We start from the raw sequence: 16,176 nt of genomic DNA on the forward strand, positions 1-16,176 counted from the left end.
TCGCTTGAACCAGCCGCATGTCTGAATTATCAAACGCTAGTACAACTTTCGTTAAATAATTACACAAGCAGCCCTAACAACATGATTTTTAATATATATATTTCTGTTAAATAACAAAAAAACTTGCGACCATCTGCCGCAAGTTAAGAAAAGAGAGGAGTGGGGATAAAATTGGAAAACGTGAGACTAATATCATTGTGTCCTGTTTTCTAAGAAACTATGCAAAAGTTTTTTTGCAGGAATTTGGTGCTTTTTATGGAAAATAGATTGCATACAGATGTTTCATATTCCGCCGGATAATCTTTAGATAGAATGAATCATTCGATCTAAGATTTAAAAAAAGTATTAAAGGTTACGAGGTAGGTTATGCTTGATTTACATGTTCATTTGCTCGGGCATCTTGACCGGGAAGTAACAAGGGGAAATATCCGTCTTTTTCTTGACGAGGCTAAAAAGAAGAATTTAGTTCAGATTGGTTTTGCAGATCATGATATGTACTGGAATGACCTAAACCTGGATCTGATCAGGGAAGTCGCCGAAGAGTATCCTGAATTGCAGGTGAGAATAGGTCTTGAGGTCGACTATCGGGAAGAAAATGAAGAACTGATCCGCAAACGGATTAGTTCATATCCCTTTGACTATACGATCGGTTCTGTCCATGAAATTAGCGGATGGTTCTTCGATTATCCCGAGGAAGAAGAAGAACATCTTAGGCGGGACCCTGACAGCTTGTACCTGGAGTACTTCGCGCTGGTGGAAAAAGCAGCTGCCAGCGGAATGTTTCAGATTATCGGGCATTTCGATTTGATCAAACTGTTCAAAATCAGGCCGCGGACAGACGTAAGGATTCTTGCAGGCAGGACCCTGGAAACGATTAGGAAGCAAGGACTGGCCATCGAAGTCAATACCAACGGACGGTATAAGCCTGTGCAGGAATTTTATCCGGAGCCGAAACTGCTTGAACTGATTTACCAGATGGGCATCCCAATCACCCTAGGCTCAGATGCGCATGAACCAAGTACGGTGGGACGTGATCTTGAAGAGGTTGTCCAGCAGTTAAAGCTATTCGGCGTAAAAGAAATAACCGGGTTTGCGGGGCAAAGACCTCATGCTTTGATGTTTAAAAACACGCTGATTGGAGAATAATAGAACTAAACATTGACGTTAATTGTTAATTGCGTTTCTTTGTTCACAATAACACAAATGGGAGATGGAAATTCAATGATTGAAAGATGCCGTTCCTGCGGACACGAACACGATGATATTTCCAGGGTCACATTTCGCCGCAACCACGTCAGCAACCGGATGCTTCCATACTGTTCCTATTGCCTGAGGAGATTATACAAGGTGCCATACAGGCCTTAGTATTTCAAATATTTTAAGGTTTGCATGGCAATCATTTTTCTTTCCGGAAATAGCTTAGCTCAAAAATACACTTGTCTTTTTGTCTGCACTTTGATATAGTTGCTGGTGAAATAGGAAAAGGAGGGTTGGGACTATGGCATACATTATTACTGACGACTGCACAACATGCGGATCCTGTGTCGATGAATGTGCAGTAGGAGCTATTAGCGAAGGCGACGGCAAATATGTCATCGATGCTGATACCTGTGCAGAATGTGGCGCTTGTGTAGACGCTTGTCCTTCTGGTGCAATTATTGAAGGATAATTAAATACTGCAATAAAGAAAGAGTATCTGAAAGATGCTCTTTCTTTTTATTGACGGCATTTGTCCAGTGGGTATATAATACAAATAATTATAATGATTCTAAAAATAGACTAAATTTATATACAAACTCAAAGCTTCTCAACAATTGACGAAAGGAATTGAAAGCCGTGAATGCTGTCGAAATTCTAAAGGGATTAAAGGATAAGGGAATACGCTTTACTCCCCAAAGGCAGGCAATTTTGGAATTTTTATTAGTTACTGATTCCCATCCCACTGCGGAAGAGATCTACAAACAGGTGAAGACGAAGTTCCCCGGTGTGAGCCTGGGCACGATTTACAACACACTGAATATGCTCAAGGAACATGGGTTTCTTCTGGAACTTCCTTGTGGGGATATGTCCAGCCGTTTCGATGGTAATCCGGTAAACCATTATCATGTGATGTGTTCGAGATGTGGCAGGGTTGTCGATTTTCATAGCGCATTAATTGATATGGATGCAATGGTCACTGATAAAACAGGCTTTGATGTGCATACCCATAACCTGGTGTTTTATGGGGTATGTCCAGGTTGTCAAGACAGCAAAGAATAAGGCTCTCCGTCAAATGTTGGGGTGAACTTCTAAACAAGAGAACGCTAAATATGATGCTGGTAATAGTTTCAGACTGTTATCAGCATTTTTGATGTCCGTGGATGGATAAATGCCGCGGTCATAACATCTTTCTGATGGATATAAGTGTAACTAAGGCTGCCAAAGCTTGGCAGCCAAGTTTTCTAATTTTTTGCAGGTTTTTTTAGGGCTTTGCTCGAAATAAATATGAAAATGCAAGATTTTGCGAGGTTTTATGTTTAAAAGATTTACAGTCATACTTGTTTCGATGTTTATTATTGCTGCTCTTGCAGTATCCATATGCTGGGAAAACACTCCGGGTGTTGAACTATACAGTGATAACCCTGTCACTAAACCGTACAGGATTGCCCAGGACTTAGGCGGAAAATGGAATAGCTATTCAAGCTTAAGACAGGCTTTGACCTATGAAAATGAGGCAATGGATAACATGATTGATGTTTTGGACCTCAACCAGGCCAAAGATTTGATTATACCTTCGAGTCAAGGGTTCGATGTTGCCGCTAAAAAATTTTCTGTTACCGGCAAATGGAGTTACAAGACGGCTCAGTTGGTTCTGGAAGGGGTAAACGGAAAGGTAAGCGTATTCTTAAACGGCATTGATGATGTGAATTTGATCGGTGAAGTTGAAGGAAACGGCGGCGTATATATTTTAAACTTTCCTGCCTCCAGATTTGATTTCAGCAAGGAAAACACGTTGTACCTGAAGGCTGAGAAGAACAGCGTTCAGCAGAACAGAATTTTTGGCTGGTTATGGCCGGAACAAGGAAAAATTACCGGTCAGGTACGCTTGGAGGCAGTATCAGAAACGACCATTGATTTATCGAGCATAGCTGTTTCGTATGATTCAGCGAAAAAGCAAGTGAAGGCCCGCGTGAAGATCAAGCATCACGATATGCTGGAGCAAGGACCTTGGGTCTTAAACGGAGCTTTAACCGCTAATCAGCAGAAGCTCGCCGAATGTGTACTTCCGCTGAGTACCAACGGCAAATTTGAGCAAGACGCGGAGCTGGTTTTTCAGGTGCCGACTGCGCATTCCTGGAGTCCGGAAGATCCTTTCCTGTATGAGCTTAATCTGAATATAACCAATAACCGCGGAGGCTATGACAGTCTTCAGCTCCCGGTCGGAATCCGTCAGCTGGGAACAGCAAACGGAAAATGGATAATGAACGGTACAGCCTTGGACGTCCGGGGCCAAATCATTTCCCAGGAACAGGATTACACAATTCGAAATCAGCGCCAGACGGAGACCTTTCTGAAGAACCTTAAATCCGGCGGCTATCATGTGATCTGCTTTATGGGCTTCTTCCCTGATGAGAGCTGGCTGTATGCCGCAGACAAGCTTGGCGTGGGCGTATGGCTGGAAATGCCTGTCGGTTTTACGGCGTCGTCTAAGATACCGGATCCGGCGGTTTTTGAAGATCTTGCTGCCGTTGCGGCAAAGCATCCGTCGGTATTAGCCTGGACGATTGCCAAAGGCATTGATGATTCCGCGGCTTCCTCAGAATACTTTCGGAAGGCTGGAGATATGATTTCCGGCTTTTCACAGTATCAACTTTCATTCCCAAAAGGTCCGGTTGATTCAAGCGTAACAGAGAATATTTTGATCCTGCCTGAAGGATTGCAGGGTGAATGGGGAAAACTGACTTATTATTCCGATGGGTCAGCCAACATGGTGCAACCATCAGATTCCAAATGGAAAACGGAAAAAGTTGCCGTAATTTTATGGCTGATCTGCCTCGTGTTTTTGAGCGCCCAAAACTTCTTCTCGATTAAATGGAAATACCAGGAGCTGTTTAATGATTTGCCCAAAAGGGCCGTGCGCAGAGCTTTTTTTTGGTGTTGTCTGTCGCTCGTGGCCCGCATGGGAACGCTCGGAGCGATTGTTGCTTCTCCACTTTTTAATTTGCCGGTCGATACCATACCGCCCTGGATTTCTTATGACTTCACCTGGCTTAAGGAAGTACAGGATCTCCCGTTCGCACTTGTCTGCATCCTTATCTCCTTCTTTTTGATCGTCTTAAGATTGCTGCAGGTTGGTGTTGCAGCTTCAGCCTTCCCTCAAAATCCGGGGACGTTGGGGCTGACATGCTGGATGGAAAGAAAATACGGCTGGATTGTTCTTGTTGGCGTTGCTTTCGTGCTGACAATATACGGCATGCCTTACTATTTCCCGATTGCGACGTATATCCTTCTGTCCGTTATATTCCTGCCTGCCAGGATCAGAGGCTCCTGGAAAGCCGGTGGGAAACACTCACGCCTGCTGATCGTTCCAGCCACAGTCTTTTTTGGCATTCTGATCACGTGTTCATGGCATTATCAGGATTTTTTCTATCTGATTCAAATGGTCTTGCCTAACATCGACTTTTCTTTTCATTTATTTTAATATTTATTACTAAATTCTAATCGCGATGAATTTGTTTGCTTCTTATAATGAAATATTTTATAATAGCATTGAACTAACTTGTACAGGAGGAACTCGAATGATCACGAAAGATATGGTTATCGGCCAGGTTCTCAGACAATACCCGCAAACTGCAGAAATTTTTGTGGCACTTGGTATGCACTGTCTGGGATGCCCGTCTGCAACAAGGGAGAGTGTTGAAGGCGCTGCGATCACGCATGGCAAAAACCCTGATGATCTGGTGGCAGAGCTTAACAAAGCCGTCGGACAGTAAGGACTCTAAATACACTCTAAGTGCCCCGATCATTCTCACAACAACAAGGCTCTGCGGTATATTCCGCAGGGCTTTTTTAGTGTATCATAAAAGTGTAAGCATTTTTGATAGAACTAAGTGCAGGTGAGATCGGTATTAACCTCAGGAGTTTGAGTGAAGGAGTGGAAGGATGTACGGTCTTGTTTTGGAAGGCGGAGGGGCAAAGGGCGCCTATCAGATTGGAGCCTGTAAGGCGATGCAGGAATTGGGCATAAGCTACGGGGCAGTGGCCGGTACGTCTATCGGGGCGCTGAATGGAGCGATGATTGTTCAGGACGAACTGGATAAAGCGTATGAGCTGTGGTATGAGATGTCTCCCTCGAAGGTATTTGATATCGAAGAAGTACGGCTGGAAGAACTTAAAAAGTTGGACATATCCCATGATGGACTGCTTTACTACATGAAAAAGACCAAGGAGATTGCCTCCAGCAAAGGCCTGGATATCACATTTATCAAAAAACTGCTTCAGGAAATCGTGGATGAAGACAAGCTTAGAGAATCCAAAATGTTGTTCGGATTTACGACGGTTTCCCTGTCGGATATGAAACCCATGGAATTTTTTCTCGAGGATGTCCCCAAGGGCAAAGTTGTAGAATATTTACTGGCAAGCTCAAACCTTCCTGCTTTTCAGCAAGAAAAAATTGACGGAAAACACTATCTTGACGGCGGTTTCTATGACAATCTGCCTTTAAACATGCTGGTGGGCAAAGGTTTCAAAGAGATCATTGCTATCAGGACCAACGCGCTGGGCCGTCGCAGAAAGCTTACGGACAGGGAGGTTCATGTTCAATATATTTCTCCCGCCGAGACGCTTGGCAGTATCCTGGATTTCAGCAATGAACAGGCCAGATACCATCTTGAACTTGGTTATTACGATGTTATAAGGCAGTTCAGGCGTCTGAAAGGCCAAAAGTATTATATCGAACCAACAGGGGATGAGGACTTTTTTATTCGCATGATGCTGTCTCTCGGTGAGAAAAAAATTTTGGCGTTGGGAGAAAAGCTGGGCTTTAAAGGCATTCCTTACAGGAGGATGCTTTATGAATATATTATACCGAAGATTGCTGCTTTGCTCGATATGAAAAAAGAAACAAGTTATGAGGAAATGGTAATTGCTCTTTTGGAATTTATTGCCCTGGAACAGGATATTTATCGGTTTCGAGTCTATTCGTTTCAGGATTTTCTGGAATTGGTCAGTACGAATTTACGGGAAGTGAAAACAAAAAGCAGCGGGGAAGCATTCGCCCTGCCTGCTTTCGTGAAGCAAAGCGGCGTTCTGCCCAAGATGGTGAAAAATCTGATTCTGCGGGAACTGATTCGTGAACTTTTCCAAGAACAGAATTTTGCTGCTGCGATCCTGCCAAATAAAAATTCGCAGGACATTACCTAACCATTATGTTTGGATTTTTTTGATTAGCGGATTAAGGAAAACATGAAAGATAGGGACTAAATTCCTATTTTTTTTGTTTTCTTTTTTTTGTAGCAGGAATTCTCAGAAAAATAGAGAATATGTGGGGTATAGTGGGTTGAAGTGGTAAGTTAGTGGTGCCTGGTGGGGTGAAGATTATGTTCATGGGGGAATTTCTCCATACGATAGACAATAAAGGCCGTCTGATCATACCGGCAAAGTTCAGAGAGCTTCTTGGCAATAAGTCGTTTATTACCAAGGGGATGGAGGACTGTCTTTTTCTTTATCCTGAAAACGGATGGTTTGATTTTGTGGAGAAGCTGAAACAGCTTCCGGTATCGCAAACCAGAGCCCGTGAATTTACCCGCTTGTTCTTTTCCAGCGCTGCCGAGTGTGAATTTGATAAACAGGGGAGGATCTTGGTACCTGCAAATTTGCGGGAGCGTGCTTTTTTGGAAAAAGATGTCGTTGTTGTCGGTGTCATGGATAGAATCGAGGTCTGGGATTCCTTGAAATGGAGAGAATACAGCACCAACGCTGCCAAAAATTATGAAGATGATGCTGAGTCCCTTGCTGCAATGGGTTTAATGATCTAGAAAAATACACCATCGTACATAGGGTAAACGAAAAGTGGGTACGCTTGCGATAAAGCAAAGGAAGGAATGGCTCTCAAGTGGTTTTTGAACACAAAAGCGTCCTGCTGCAAGAGACAATTGAAATGCTGTTTACAGACCCTGACGGACTATACGTGGACTGTACGCTGGGGGGAGCCGGACACTCGGCACTGTTGCTCCAGCGGTTGAGTGCTTCGGGCAGGCTGGTATGTTTTGATCAGGATGAAACTGCTGTTGCCAATGCCCGTATGAAGTTCACCAATAACTCAAGAGTCACTGTTTTTCAAAAGAACTTTGTGGAACTTGAGGATACGATTCGAGCGAATAGCTTATTGCCGGTAGCGGGGATCATGTATGATTTAGGGGTCTCGTCGCCCCAACTGGATGAAGCGGAAAGAGGCTTCAGCTATATGCAGGATGCAGCGCTCGACATGCGCATGGACCGCAGAAAACCGCTTACTGCCGAAGAAATCGTCAACAGCTGGAGTGTGGAAGACCTGACCGGAATCGTCCGGGATTACGGAGAAGAAAAATGGGCGCTGAGAATTGCAAAGTTTATTGGCGAAGCCCGAACTCACGATAGAATCAGAACAACAGGGCAACTTGTTGAAATCATAAAGAATGCGGTCCCTGCTGCAGCCCGCAGAGAGGGACCTCATCCTGCCAAGCGCACTTTTCAGGCTTTAAGGATTGCTGTGAATAAAGAACTTGAGGTACTGGAAGAAACATTGGATCAGGCTCTGCGTTGCCTGCAGGATGGCGGAAGAATAGCCGTCATTACCTTTCATTCTTTGGAAGACAGAATTGTTAAAAACAAATTTCAGTCCTGGATGGGCAAATGTACATGTCCGCCTTCTCTTCCGGTATGTTGCTGCGGGGCAAAACCCCTTGCGAGGCTGGTCAATAAAAAACCGATTGTTCCATCCAGGGAAGAGGAAAATGATAATCCCAGATCGCGGAGCGCCAAGCTTCGTACTGCTGAGAAACTTAAGGTCTAAATAGGGGGGGAGAAGAATACGATGTTAACAGCACAGAGAAAACTACAATTCAATGAATCCTTTGCCTATCAGGAATATGATCAAATTGTTGATAAAGGCAAGCCAAAGGCCAAAAAAGCCACCCCGTCCAAAAAGACCTCTCAGATGTTGAAGTACCGGGCCATAGCGCTCTTGGTCATGTTGGGGATCATTGGAATGTTCGGTCTGATTGGGGCCAAAACAGTACACATCACCGTGGTCAAAGCTGCGGAAATCAAAGCCCTGCAAAAAGAAATTCAGACCCTGAACGTAGAAAATGATCTGTTGCAGGTTGAAGTCGACAAGCTCAGCTCCGTTTCCAGAATTGAAAAGGTTGCTCTGGCGATGGGCATGGAGAAGCCGGAAGGAACGATCTATATCGCCAGCAGCCTGATCCAGCCTGAGAGTACAGCAGAGGTTGACCAAACTCAGAAGACTGCGGCGGTGCCGGATGAAGGCAAAGCCAATTCTATACTTGGAAATGTATTCAGCATATTTTCTAGTTTTTTTGCTTCAACCCAAAGATAGCGTCGCCTGAGTTTAATCTACCTCTGTTCAAAAGGGGTAGATTTTCTATGGTGCAATACATCAAGACGCGTAAAAGAATTCTCTTATTATTTGGGCTATGCAGCCTTTTCCTGCTGATTCTGATTATCCGGCTCGCGTTTGTTCAGCTGCGGGACGGCCCTTTTCTAAAAGACCTGGCGGATGCCGAGCATTACCGCGGCGTTCCGGTCGCAGCTAAAAGAGGCAATATTGAAGACTGCAACGGCAATATCCTAGCGATGAGTGTCAGTGCCCAGACAGTCTATGCGATTCCGGCCGAAGTCAGAAAATCCAAGAGGCAGGATGAAATAGCGGCCGGACTTGCCGCTATTCTGGATATGGAGCAAGGACAGGTCCTGCAAAAAATTACGAAACGGACTTCCGTCGAGTATGTCAAAAAGAAAGTATCTGCGGAAGCTGCGGCAGAGATCACCGGGAAAAATTTCCCGGGTATCGGTATTATCGAAGACAGTACACGGTTTTATCCGAATGGCTCACTGGCGGCGCATATTTTAGGTTTTACCGGAATTGACAGTCAGGGGCTGGAAGGAATTGAATACTCCAGGGATGAAGAGCTTACAGGAACATCCGGCAGCATCCTTACCGAATACGGGGCAAACGGCATAAAAATTCCCGGAGGCCAGCATGAATTTATCCAGCCGGTTCAGGGAAATACAGTCAAACTTACCATAGACAAAAACATCCAGGCTTTTGCCGAAAGAGAGCTGGCTAAACTGATGGCCGGCCAGGGTGTCAACATGGAAGGCAAAGTCCCAAAGAATGCCTCTATTCTTGTTATGGAGCCTTCAACAGGACGGATGCTGGCGATCGCTTCTGCACCCACTTATGATCCGAATAACTACCAAGCGTCCAATGCGTCAACCCGACGGAATATTGCAATTCAAAATGGCTATGAACCAGGGTCAACCTTTAAGATCATTACACTCGCAGCAGCGATTGAAGAGGGTGACTATAACCCGAAAGAAAGCTTTACAGATCCCGGTTATGCGACAATTTTAAACAAAAAAATCCGCTGTTGGAAAGCTGGCGGGCACGGAACTCAAACCATGGTGGAAGTTGTCGAGAACTCCTGCAACCCGGGATTTATTATGCTGGGGCAGCGCCTCGGGATGGATAAGTTTTATCAATATCTGACGGCGTTCGGTTTCGGGCAGAAGACAGGGATTGAAATGTCCGGAGAGGCGAAAGGTATCCTGGCCAAAAAGAAGAAAGCAACGGCCTTGGATCTGGCTACGATGTCCATTGGCCAAACCAATAATGTTACCCCTATTCAGCTCCTGACAGCAGTTTCGGCAGTTGCCAACGGGGGCACGCTGCTTGAGCCCCAGTTGGTTCAGGAAATCACGCTGCAAACGGGTCAAGTGGTTGTCCCATTTGCAAATAAGACGGTACGTCGGGTCATCAGTGAGGATACAGCTAAGCTCGAACGTGAAATCCTGGAGTCTGTCGTCACCAATGGCACGGGAAGAAGAACCTTTCTTCCCGGCTACCGGGTAGCCGGGAAAACCGGCACAGCCCAGAAAGTCGGCAGCGGCGGTTATATCCAGGGAGAATATGTTGCTTCTTTTATCGGGTTTGCGCCGGCAGATAATCCACGTCTAGCGATTCTGGTCGTCATTGATGGTGTCCCTTTCTACGGCGGGGTCGTGGCAGCCCCGGTATTCTCGAGCGTTATGCTCGATTCCCTGAAATATCTTGGCATCCAGCCTGATCTGAATGCTCCGCTCACTCCGGGAGAACCGCTTTATGGTGTGGAGTTTCCCGCTGTTAAAGAGGCCGCTACAGTGCCTTCCGTTTTGGGGTATTCTCCAGCTGAGGCTCAAAACGCCCTTAAAAAACAGGGATTCAACGTGAAAGTTGAAGGAAGCGGCGCAGTTGTAATTGACCAGATCCCGCATGGTGACGCAGAGATCGAAAAGGGTTCGACAGTGCTGCTTTATCTCGGAACGGAAACAGGTAAAGAAACCTTAGCTCCCTGGCTGGAAGTGAGTGACCCGGATGTGGAAGCGATTGAAAACCTGGGAGAGCGGATCCCGATCAGCCTGAATCCGGACCTGGCCGAATAAAGACGATAGGTCACAATCGGGATGGAGTTAGAAAAAAAAGCATGATTGTGGTAAGATAGCTGAGAAGAGGTGTAGCTCGTGTCTAGTTTTGAAAAAACACTGGCGGAAATCATTGACACTATGAAACAGGTTGAAGTGCTTGGAGATACGCAGACGGTAATTAATGGGATCGCTCATGACTCAAGAACGGTATCTCCGGGCAATCTATATGTATGCATTAGAGGTTATCAGGCGGACGGTCATGCGTTTGCCGAGGCTGCGGTCCGGGCTGGTGCTACAGCGTTAGCCGTGGAGGAGTTCTTGCCGCTAGCCGTACCCCAGCTTAAATTTACGGATACCCGGAAGGCTATGGGTTTTTTAGCTGCTGAGGTCTTCGGGAAACCATCCGACCGACTTGAACTTGTCGGTGTAACCGGGACGAACGGCAAAACCACAGTGACGCATCTGATTGAGCGGATCGTGCAGCAAAGCGGCAAGAAAACTGGTCTGATCGGTACACTTGGCAGCAGAATAGGAAACAATGCGTATCCCGGCCAGCATACCACGCCTGAATCGACGGAAATTCAACTTTTATTAGCTGAAATGGTTGCGGAAAATGTGGATCTCGCTGTGATGGAAGTATCTTCGCATGCGCTCGATTTGGGAAGAGTCAACGGCTGCGTATTCAATGCCGGGATTTTTACCAATCTGACACAGGATCATTTGGATTACCATAAGGATATGCAGGAATACCTCAAAGCGAAGGCGCTACTTTTCTCCGGCTTGAACGGCGGAAAAGCCGGCCAGCTGGCTGTGCTCAATGCTGACGACGGCTCCTGCGTTTTTCTGAAAGAACAGGCAGGTTGCAGGGTAGTCACGTATGGCGTTGACAACGAGGCGGACTACCGGGCTGTGAATATCAGGCTTTCAGACAGAGGTGTTGAATTTGACGTGCTTTTTCACGGGAAAAGCGCCGAACTTTTTTACAGTACCCCTGGTAAATTCAGTGTTTACAATGTCTTGGCCGCAATTGCCTGGGCACTGGAAAGCGGATATCCGACTGAGATTGTGATGCAAGCGCTTCACAGTATCAAAGGGGTTCCGGGCAGATTTGAGAGTATTCGCAAAGGCCAGCCTTTTCTGGTTATTGTCGATTATGCACATACACCGGACGGCCTGGAAAATGTTTTGCGTACGGCCAGAGAAATTACTGCTGGAAAGCTGATCACAGTATTTGGCTGCGGCGGGGACAGGGACCGAAAAAAAAGGCCGCTCATGGGAGAAGCCGCCAGCCGTTTTAGCGACTACATTGTCGTAACCTCAGATAATCCCCGGACTGAAGATCCTGATGAAATTATTGAAGATATTATTCCGGGGCTTAAATCAGCCAATTACAAGGTGATAAAAGACCGCCGCAGTGCGATCGACGAGGCCTGTATGGCAGCCGGTTCCGGGGACACGGTACTTATCGCCGGCAAAGGACATGAAGACTATCAGATTCTTGGCACGGAGAAAATACATTTTGATGACCGGGAAGAAGCAGATAAAGTTCTTAGGAGATTGGGTTATGTGGAATAGCGGTATAATTGCCGAAATTCTTGGCGGCAGACTTTACGGTTCGGAGTCGGCTTATTTTAAGGGATGCGTCATTGACAGCAGGGCAGCTTTCGAAGGAGTGCTGTTCACTGCGATCCGGGGAGAAAAGACCGACGGGCATCTATTCATCAACAAAGCTTTTGAAGCCGGGGCGTCAATTGCGTTGGCGGAAACCCGCAGCCTGGGAGAATTGGGGCTTCCGGTTATTCCCGCAGGCAAAGCAATCATTGCTGTGGAGGATTCTCTACGGGCTTTGCAGGATTTAGCCAGGGCGTGGAGAAAAACGCTGGATCCTGTGGTCATTGGGATTACCGGCAGCTGCGGCAAAACTACGACCAAGGATATGACGGCTGCCGTACTTGCTAAAAGCTTTAAGGTTCATAAAAATCTGGAAAACCATAATAATGAGATCGGGCTGCCACTGACCATCCTGAATGCACCGGCAGGAACCGAGATCATGGTTCTGGAGATGGGAATGCGCGGACTCGGGCAGATTAGGGCCCTTTGCCATATTTGCAGCCCTTCGGTTGCTGTGATCACGAATATCGGGACAACACATTTGGAGTTGTTAGGATCACAGGAGAATATTGCGAAGGCCAAATGGGAACTGGTTGCCGCTCTGTCGGAAGGAGGCATAGCCGTGCTGAATGCAGAGGATGCGTTCAGTGTCAACAAGGCAGCCGCTGCTGATGTGAAAAAAGTCTTCTACGGGATTTCCGGTAAATATGCGTCTCCAGATGTTTATGCTGTCAATATCCACAGCTCCGGGACGCTAACGACGTGTTTTGAAGTTGTATCCGGCGAGGACAGAGCTGAGGTTCGCCTCCCGCTGCCAGGAGAGCACAATGTGCTCGATGCACTGGCGGCTTTGAGTGTTGGGCTGGCTAAAGGGGTATCCCTGGCTGAAGGAGCCAAAGCACTCGAGGAAATGGAACTGTCCAAAATGAGGCTTGAGATTCAGCAGGGCGTTTTCGGGAGTACGATCATTAATGACGTGTATAATGCAAATCCTACCTCCATGAAAGCTTCACTGCACGTGCTGGCTGAAAGGGGAGGGGCAAAGACGATCGCAGTGCTTGGCGAAATGTATGAATTGGGGGATTCTGCCGTCCCCGGTCACCGGGATGTCGGTCGGACTGCTGCGAAGTTGGGAATCAACACGCTGATCACGGTCGGCAAAATGGCTGAAGATATTGCGCAAGGAGCCTCGGAGGCAGGCTTCCCTGTCTCCGGCCTTCATGTTTGCAGCGAATGCGCTGAGGCCGCTTCGCTTGCGAAGTCACTTATTAAGGAGATGGGTAGTGACGTGTGGATTTTAATTAAGGGGTCTCGCGGCATGAGGATGGAGCGCGTGAGCGGTGCGCTTTGTCAGGAAGAGTAGACGACGATATTTTTTCGGGTTGGTCTGCGAGCCACAATACCGCAATTCGCCGAAAAGCGGTATTGTGGCCTGCAGACCTACCCCAATGACTAAGTTATTTTAGCTAAGAAAGGAACATTCGGGAAGTGACGGAAAAAATCTATTTGGCGGCAGGAATTGCCCTGCTGGTAAGTCTTCTGGCGGGACCTTTTTTGATTCCGGTTCTGCGTACGTTAAAATTTGGTCAAAGTATTAGGGCAGATGGTCCCAAACGGCATCTTGCCAAGGCCGGGACACCGACGATTGGCGGACTTATATTTCTTATTGGAATAACAGCCGGGGTGCTGATTATTGCGGAAAAACCTTATTCACCCGGAATAATAACCATGCTCCTTGTGACCTTGGGCTTTGGCTTGCTTGGTTTTCTGGATGATTTTTTAAAAGTAATTAGGAAGCAGAACCTTGGCTTACGAGCATGGCAGAAACTGACCGGGCAAATCCTGCTTGCGGTGATATTAGTCGGAGTATCCACCCTGTACCTTGGTAGGGGTACAGCGGTAGAACTTCCGTTCACTGCTTTGGAAATAGATTTAGGGATTTTCTATTATCCGCTGGTCATACTTATTGTGGTGTATATGTCCAATGCGGTTAACCTGACAGACGGACTGGACGGACTGGCCGCAGGCTGTACAGTTATTTCAGCTGTCGGCTATGTTGGCATCGCTTATCTGGCTGCGCGGACAGGATTTATTGACGGCATCGATGTTTCTTCCAGCGACCTCGCGGTTTTTGCCGCGGCCATTGCGGGAGGCTGTCTGGGATTCTTAAGGTTTAACATTCACCCAGCCAGGATCTTTATGGGCGACTGTGGATCACTTGCTCTGGGCGGAGCGCTGGCTGCGGTCTCGGTCCTCAGCAAGAGTGAATTTGTTTTGCTGATTCTCGGCGGGGTCTTTGTCCTGGAAGGTCTGTCCGTTGTTTTTCAGGTTGTTTCTTTTCAGACCCGGGGGAAGAGGATATTTCGGATGAGTCCGGTGCACCATCATTTTGAATTGGGCGGCTGGAGCGAAAAAAAGGTTGTACGTGTTTTTTGGCTGGCTGCAGCCATCTTTACGTTGATTGGGGTTAGCGCCTTTTGGTTGATGATCAATTAAGGTTGGAGGGATCGTACTGTGGAATTAGCCGGAAAAAGAGTATTGGTCGTAGGCGGCGGCAGGAGCGGCCTGGCTGCGGCCCGGAAGCTTCAGGGCAAAGCGGCGGAGGTCTTTCTTACTGATATGCAGCCTTTGGCCAAGCTTACAGGTATAGATGAATTGAAACTGGACGCTGCTCATCTTATTTTGGAAAGGGAACCGGAGCTGAAGGATATCAGGCCCGATTTACTGGTTTTATCACCGGGGGTTTCCCCGTTCCTGCCGTTTATACGGCAGGCTTCAGCGACGGGTATTCCACTCTGGAGCGAGGTAGAGCTTGCTTTGAGGGATTCAAGGGCAGTGATTACCGGCATAACCGGAAGCAATGGCAAAACGACGACCACGACGCTTGTCGGAGAGCTGGCTAAGGAAACCGGACGTGAGACGGTCGTCGCTGGGAATATAGGGCTTGCTTTATGCGGCCAAGTTGAACATCTTGATCAGAACGGAATTGTCGTTGCAGAGCTTTCGAGCTTTCAGCTGGAACTGATTAATAAGACCAGGGTGAACATTGCGATCTTTTTGAACTTGACACCGGATCATCTGGACCGGCACGGTTCACTGGAGAAATATGCTGCAGCTAAAGCCAGGATTCTTGAAAACCAGACGGAACAGGATTTGGCCATCCTAAACTGGGATGATCCGACTGTTAAAGAATTAGCCGCTATAGCCAAGGCCCGGGTGGTATTCTTCAGCTTGAAGGAAAATTTGCCAGACGGAATCTGCTTAAATGGAGAGGATATTGTCCTGAAAAAAGATCATAGCGTTGCCGCGACGATCATCGGACGCAAGGAACTGCTGTTGAAGGGTGGCCATAATCTTGAGAACGTGATGGCTGCAGTGGCAGCTGCGCTCGAGTTCGGACTCGATATCTCCAAAATTGCTGACGTACTGCGTCACTTTCGGCCGGTGAAACACCGCCAGGAAATCGTTGGCAGATTTGAAGATATTCTGTATATTAATGACTCCAAGGGAACCAATCCGGACTCATCAATCAAAGCCCTTCAGTCCTATGAGGAACCGATCGTGCTGATTGCTGGAGGTAAAAACAAAGGCCTTGATATGACAGAATTCTTGCAGGAAGCACGTATAAGGGTAAAAAGTCTGATTTTAGTGGGGATGGCGGCTCCAGAGCTCGAGGAGATTGCTGTCCGTTTAGGGTTCCCGAAAATTATCCGGACGCTTGATTTTAAGGATGCTGTCAGTATTGCTATTACCGAGGCAGTGCCGGGTGACGTCGTCTTACTGTCGCCAGCCTGTACAAGTTGGGATATGTTTAAAAGTTATGAAGAAAGAGGGGAATTGTTTAAGGATTTGGTGCGTAAGCATTATAGCGAACCCGAATGATTTTGGAGGGGGGAGCTA

At 46.9% G+C, this 16,176-nt stretch carries 14 protein-coding genes; all 14 read left to right on the plus strand.

Annotated elements, in window-relative coordinates; all coding sequences use genetic code 11:
- The first annotated feature begins 366 nt into the window (after window positions 1-366).
- Window positions 367-1,146, plus strand: coding sequence for a histidinol-phosphatase HisJ family protein (locus A7D23_RS06950; protein WP_019226169.1), 780 nt, complete (start codon window positions 367-369; stop codon window positions 1,144-1,146).
- Between the two features lie 352 nt (window positions 1,147-1,498).
- The gene (locus A7D23_RS06955; protein ID WP_019226170.1) at window positions 1,499-1,669 is read left to right on the plus strand and encodes a 4Fe-4S binding protein; all 171 of its coding nucleotides are present in this window, start codon (window positions 1,499-1,501) and stop codon (window positions 1,667-1,669) included.
- 167 nt (window positions 1,670-1,836) lie between these two features.
- Window positions 1,837-2,259, plus strand: a complete 423-nt coding sequence (locus tag A7D23_RS06960; protein WP_019226171.1) for a transcriptional repressor — start codon at window positions 1,837-1,839, stop codon at window positions 2,257-2,259.
- A gap of 253 nt (window positions 2,260-2,512) precedes the next feature.
- Window positions 2,513-4,681 carry a beta-galactosidase gene (locus A7D23_RS06965; protein WP_019226172.1) on the plus strand — a complete coding sequence of 723 codons (2,169 nt, stop codon included), beginning with the start codon at window positions 2,513-2,515 and terminating at the stop codon, window positions 4,679-4,681.
- A gap of 97 nt (window positions 4,682-4,778) precedes the next feature.
- A complete protein-coding gene (locus tag A7D23_RS06970) occupies window positions 4,779-4,973 on the plus strand; it encodes a DUF1858 domain-containing protein (RefSeq protein ID WP_015043552.1) in 195 nt (64 codons plus the stop codon).
- A gap of 169 nt (window positions 4,974-5,142) precedes the next feature.
- Window positions 5,143-6,402 carry a patatin-like phospholipase family protein gene (locus tag A7D23_RS06975; protein ID WP_019226173.1) on the plus strand — a complete coding sequence of 420 codons (1,260 nt, stop codon included), beginning with the start codon at window positions 5,143-5,145 and terminating at the stop codon, window positions 6,400-6,402.
- 176 nt (window positions 6,403-6,578) lie between these two features.
- On the plus strand, window positions 6,579-7,016 hold the full coding sequence (gene mraZ, locus A7D23_RS06980; protein WP_019226174.1) for a division/cell wall cluster transcriptional repressor MraZ: 438 nt from the start codon (window positions 6,579-6,581) through the stop codon (window positions 7,014-7,016).
- Window positions 7,017-7,093: 77 nt separating this feature from the next.
- Complete coding sequence (gene rsmH, locus A7D23_RS06985) at window positions 7,094-8,032, plus strand: 16S rRNA (cytosine(1402)-N(4))-methyltransferase RsmH (RefSeq protein ID WP_019226175.1); 939 nt, start codon at window positions 7,094-7,096, stop codon at window positions 8,030-8,032.
- Window positions 8,033-8,053: 21 nt separating this feature from the next.
- Window positions 8,054-8,578, plus strand: a complete 525-nt coding sequence (locus A7D23_RS06990) for a septum formation initiator family protein (protein WP_019226176.1) — start codon at window positions 8,054-8,056, stop codon at window positions 8,576-8,578.
- A gap of 47 nt (window positions 8,579-8,625) precedes the next feature.
- Complete coding sequence (locus A7D23_RS06995) at window positions 8,626-10,683, plus strand: penicillin-binding transpeptidase domain-containing protein (RefSeq protein ID WP_019226177.1); 2,058 nt, start codon at window positions 8,626-8,628, stop codon at window positions 10,681-10,683.
- Window positions 10,684-10,761: 78 nt separating this feature from the next.
- A complete protein-coding gene (locus A7D23_RS07000; RefSeq protein ID WP_019226178.1) occupies window positions 10,762-12,240 on the plus strand; it encodes a UDP-N-acetylmuramoyl-L-alanyl-D-glutamate--2,6-diaminopimelate ligase in 1,479 nt (492 codons plus the stop codon).
- The gene (murF, locus tag A7D23_RS07005; protein ID WP_019226179.1) at window positions 12,230-13,639 is read left to right on the plus strand and encodes a UDP-N-acetylmuramoyl-tripeptide--D-alanyl-D-alanine ligase; all 1,410 of its coding nucleotides are present in this window, start codon (window positions 12,230-12,232) and stop codon (window positions 13,637-13,639) included. Before A7D23_RS07000 ends, murF begins: the two co-directional genes overlap by 11 nt.
- A 125-nt stretch (window positions 13,640-13,764) precedes the next feature.
- Window positions 13,765-14,772: a phospho-N-acetylmuramoyl-pentapeptide-transferase gene (mraY, locus tag A7D23_RS07010; RefSeq protein WP_019226180.1), complete on the plus strand. Its 1,008-nt coding sequence runs from the start codon at window positions 13,765-13,767 to the stop codon at window positions 14,770-14,772.
- An 18-nt stretch (window positions 14,773-14,790) separates the two neighbouring features.
- On the plus strand, window positions 14,791-16,158 hold the full coding sequence (murD, locus tag A7D23_RS07015) for a UDP-N-acetylmuramoyl-L-alanine--D-glutamate ligase (RefSeq protein ID WP_019226181.1): 1,368 nt from the start codon (window positions 14,791-14,793) through the stop codon (window positions 16,156-16,158).
- Window positions 16,159-16,176 lie beyond the last annotated feature (18 nt).

Source organism: Dehalobacter sp. TeCB1 (assembly GCF_001707455.1).
Taxonomy (GTDB): Bacteria; Bacillota; Desulfitobacteriia; order Desulfitobacteriales; family Syntrophobotulaceae; genus Dehalobacter; species Dehalobacter restrictus.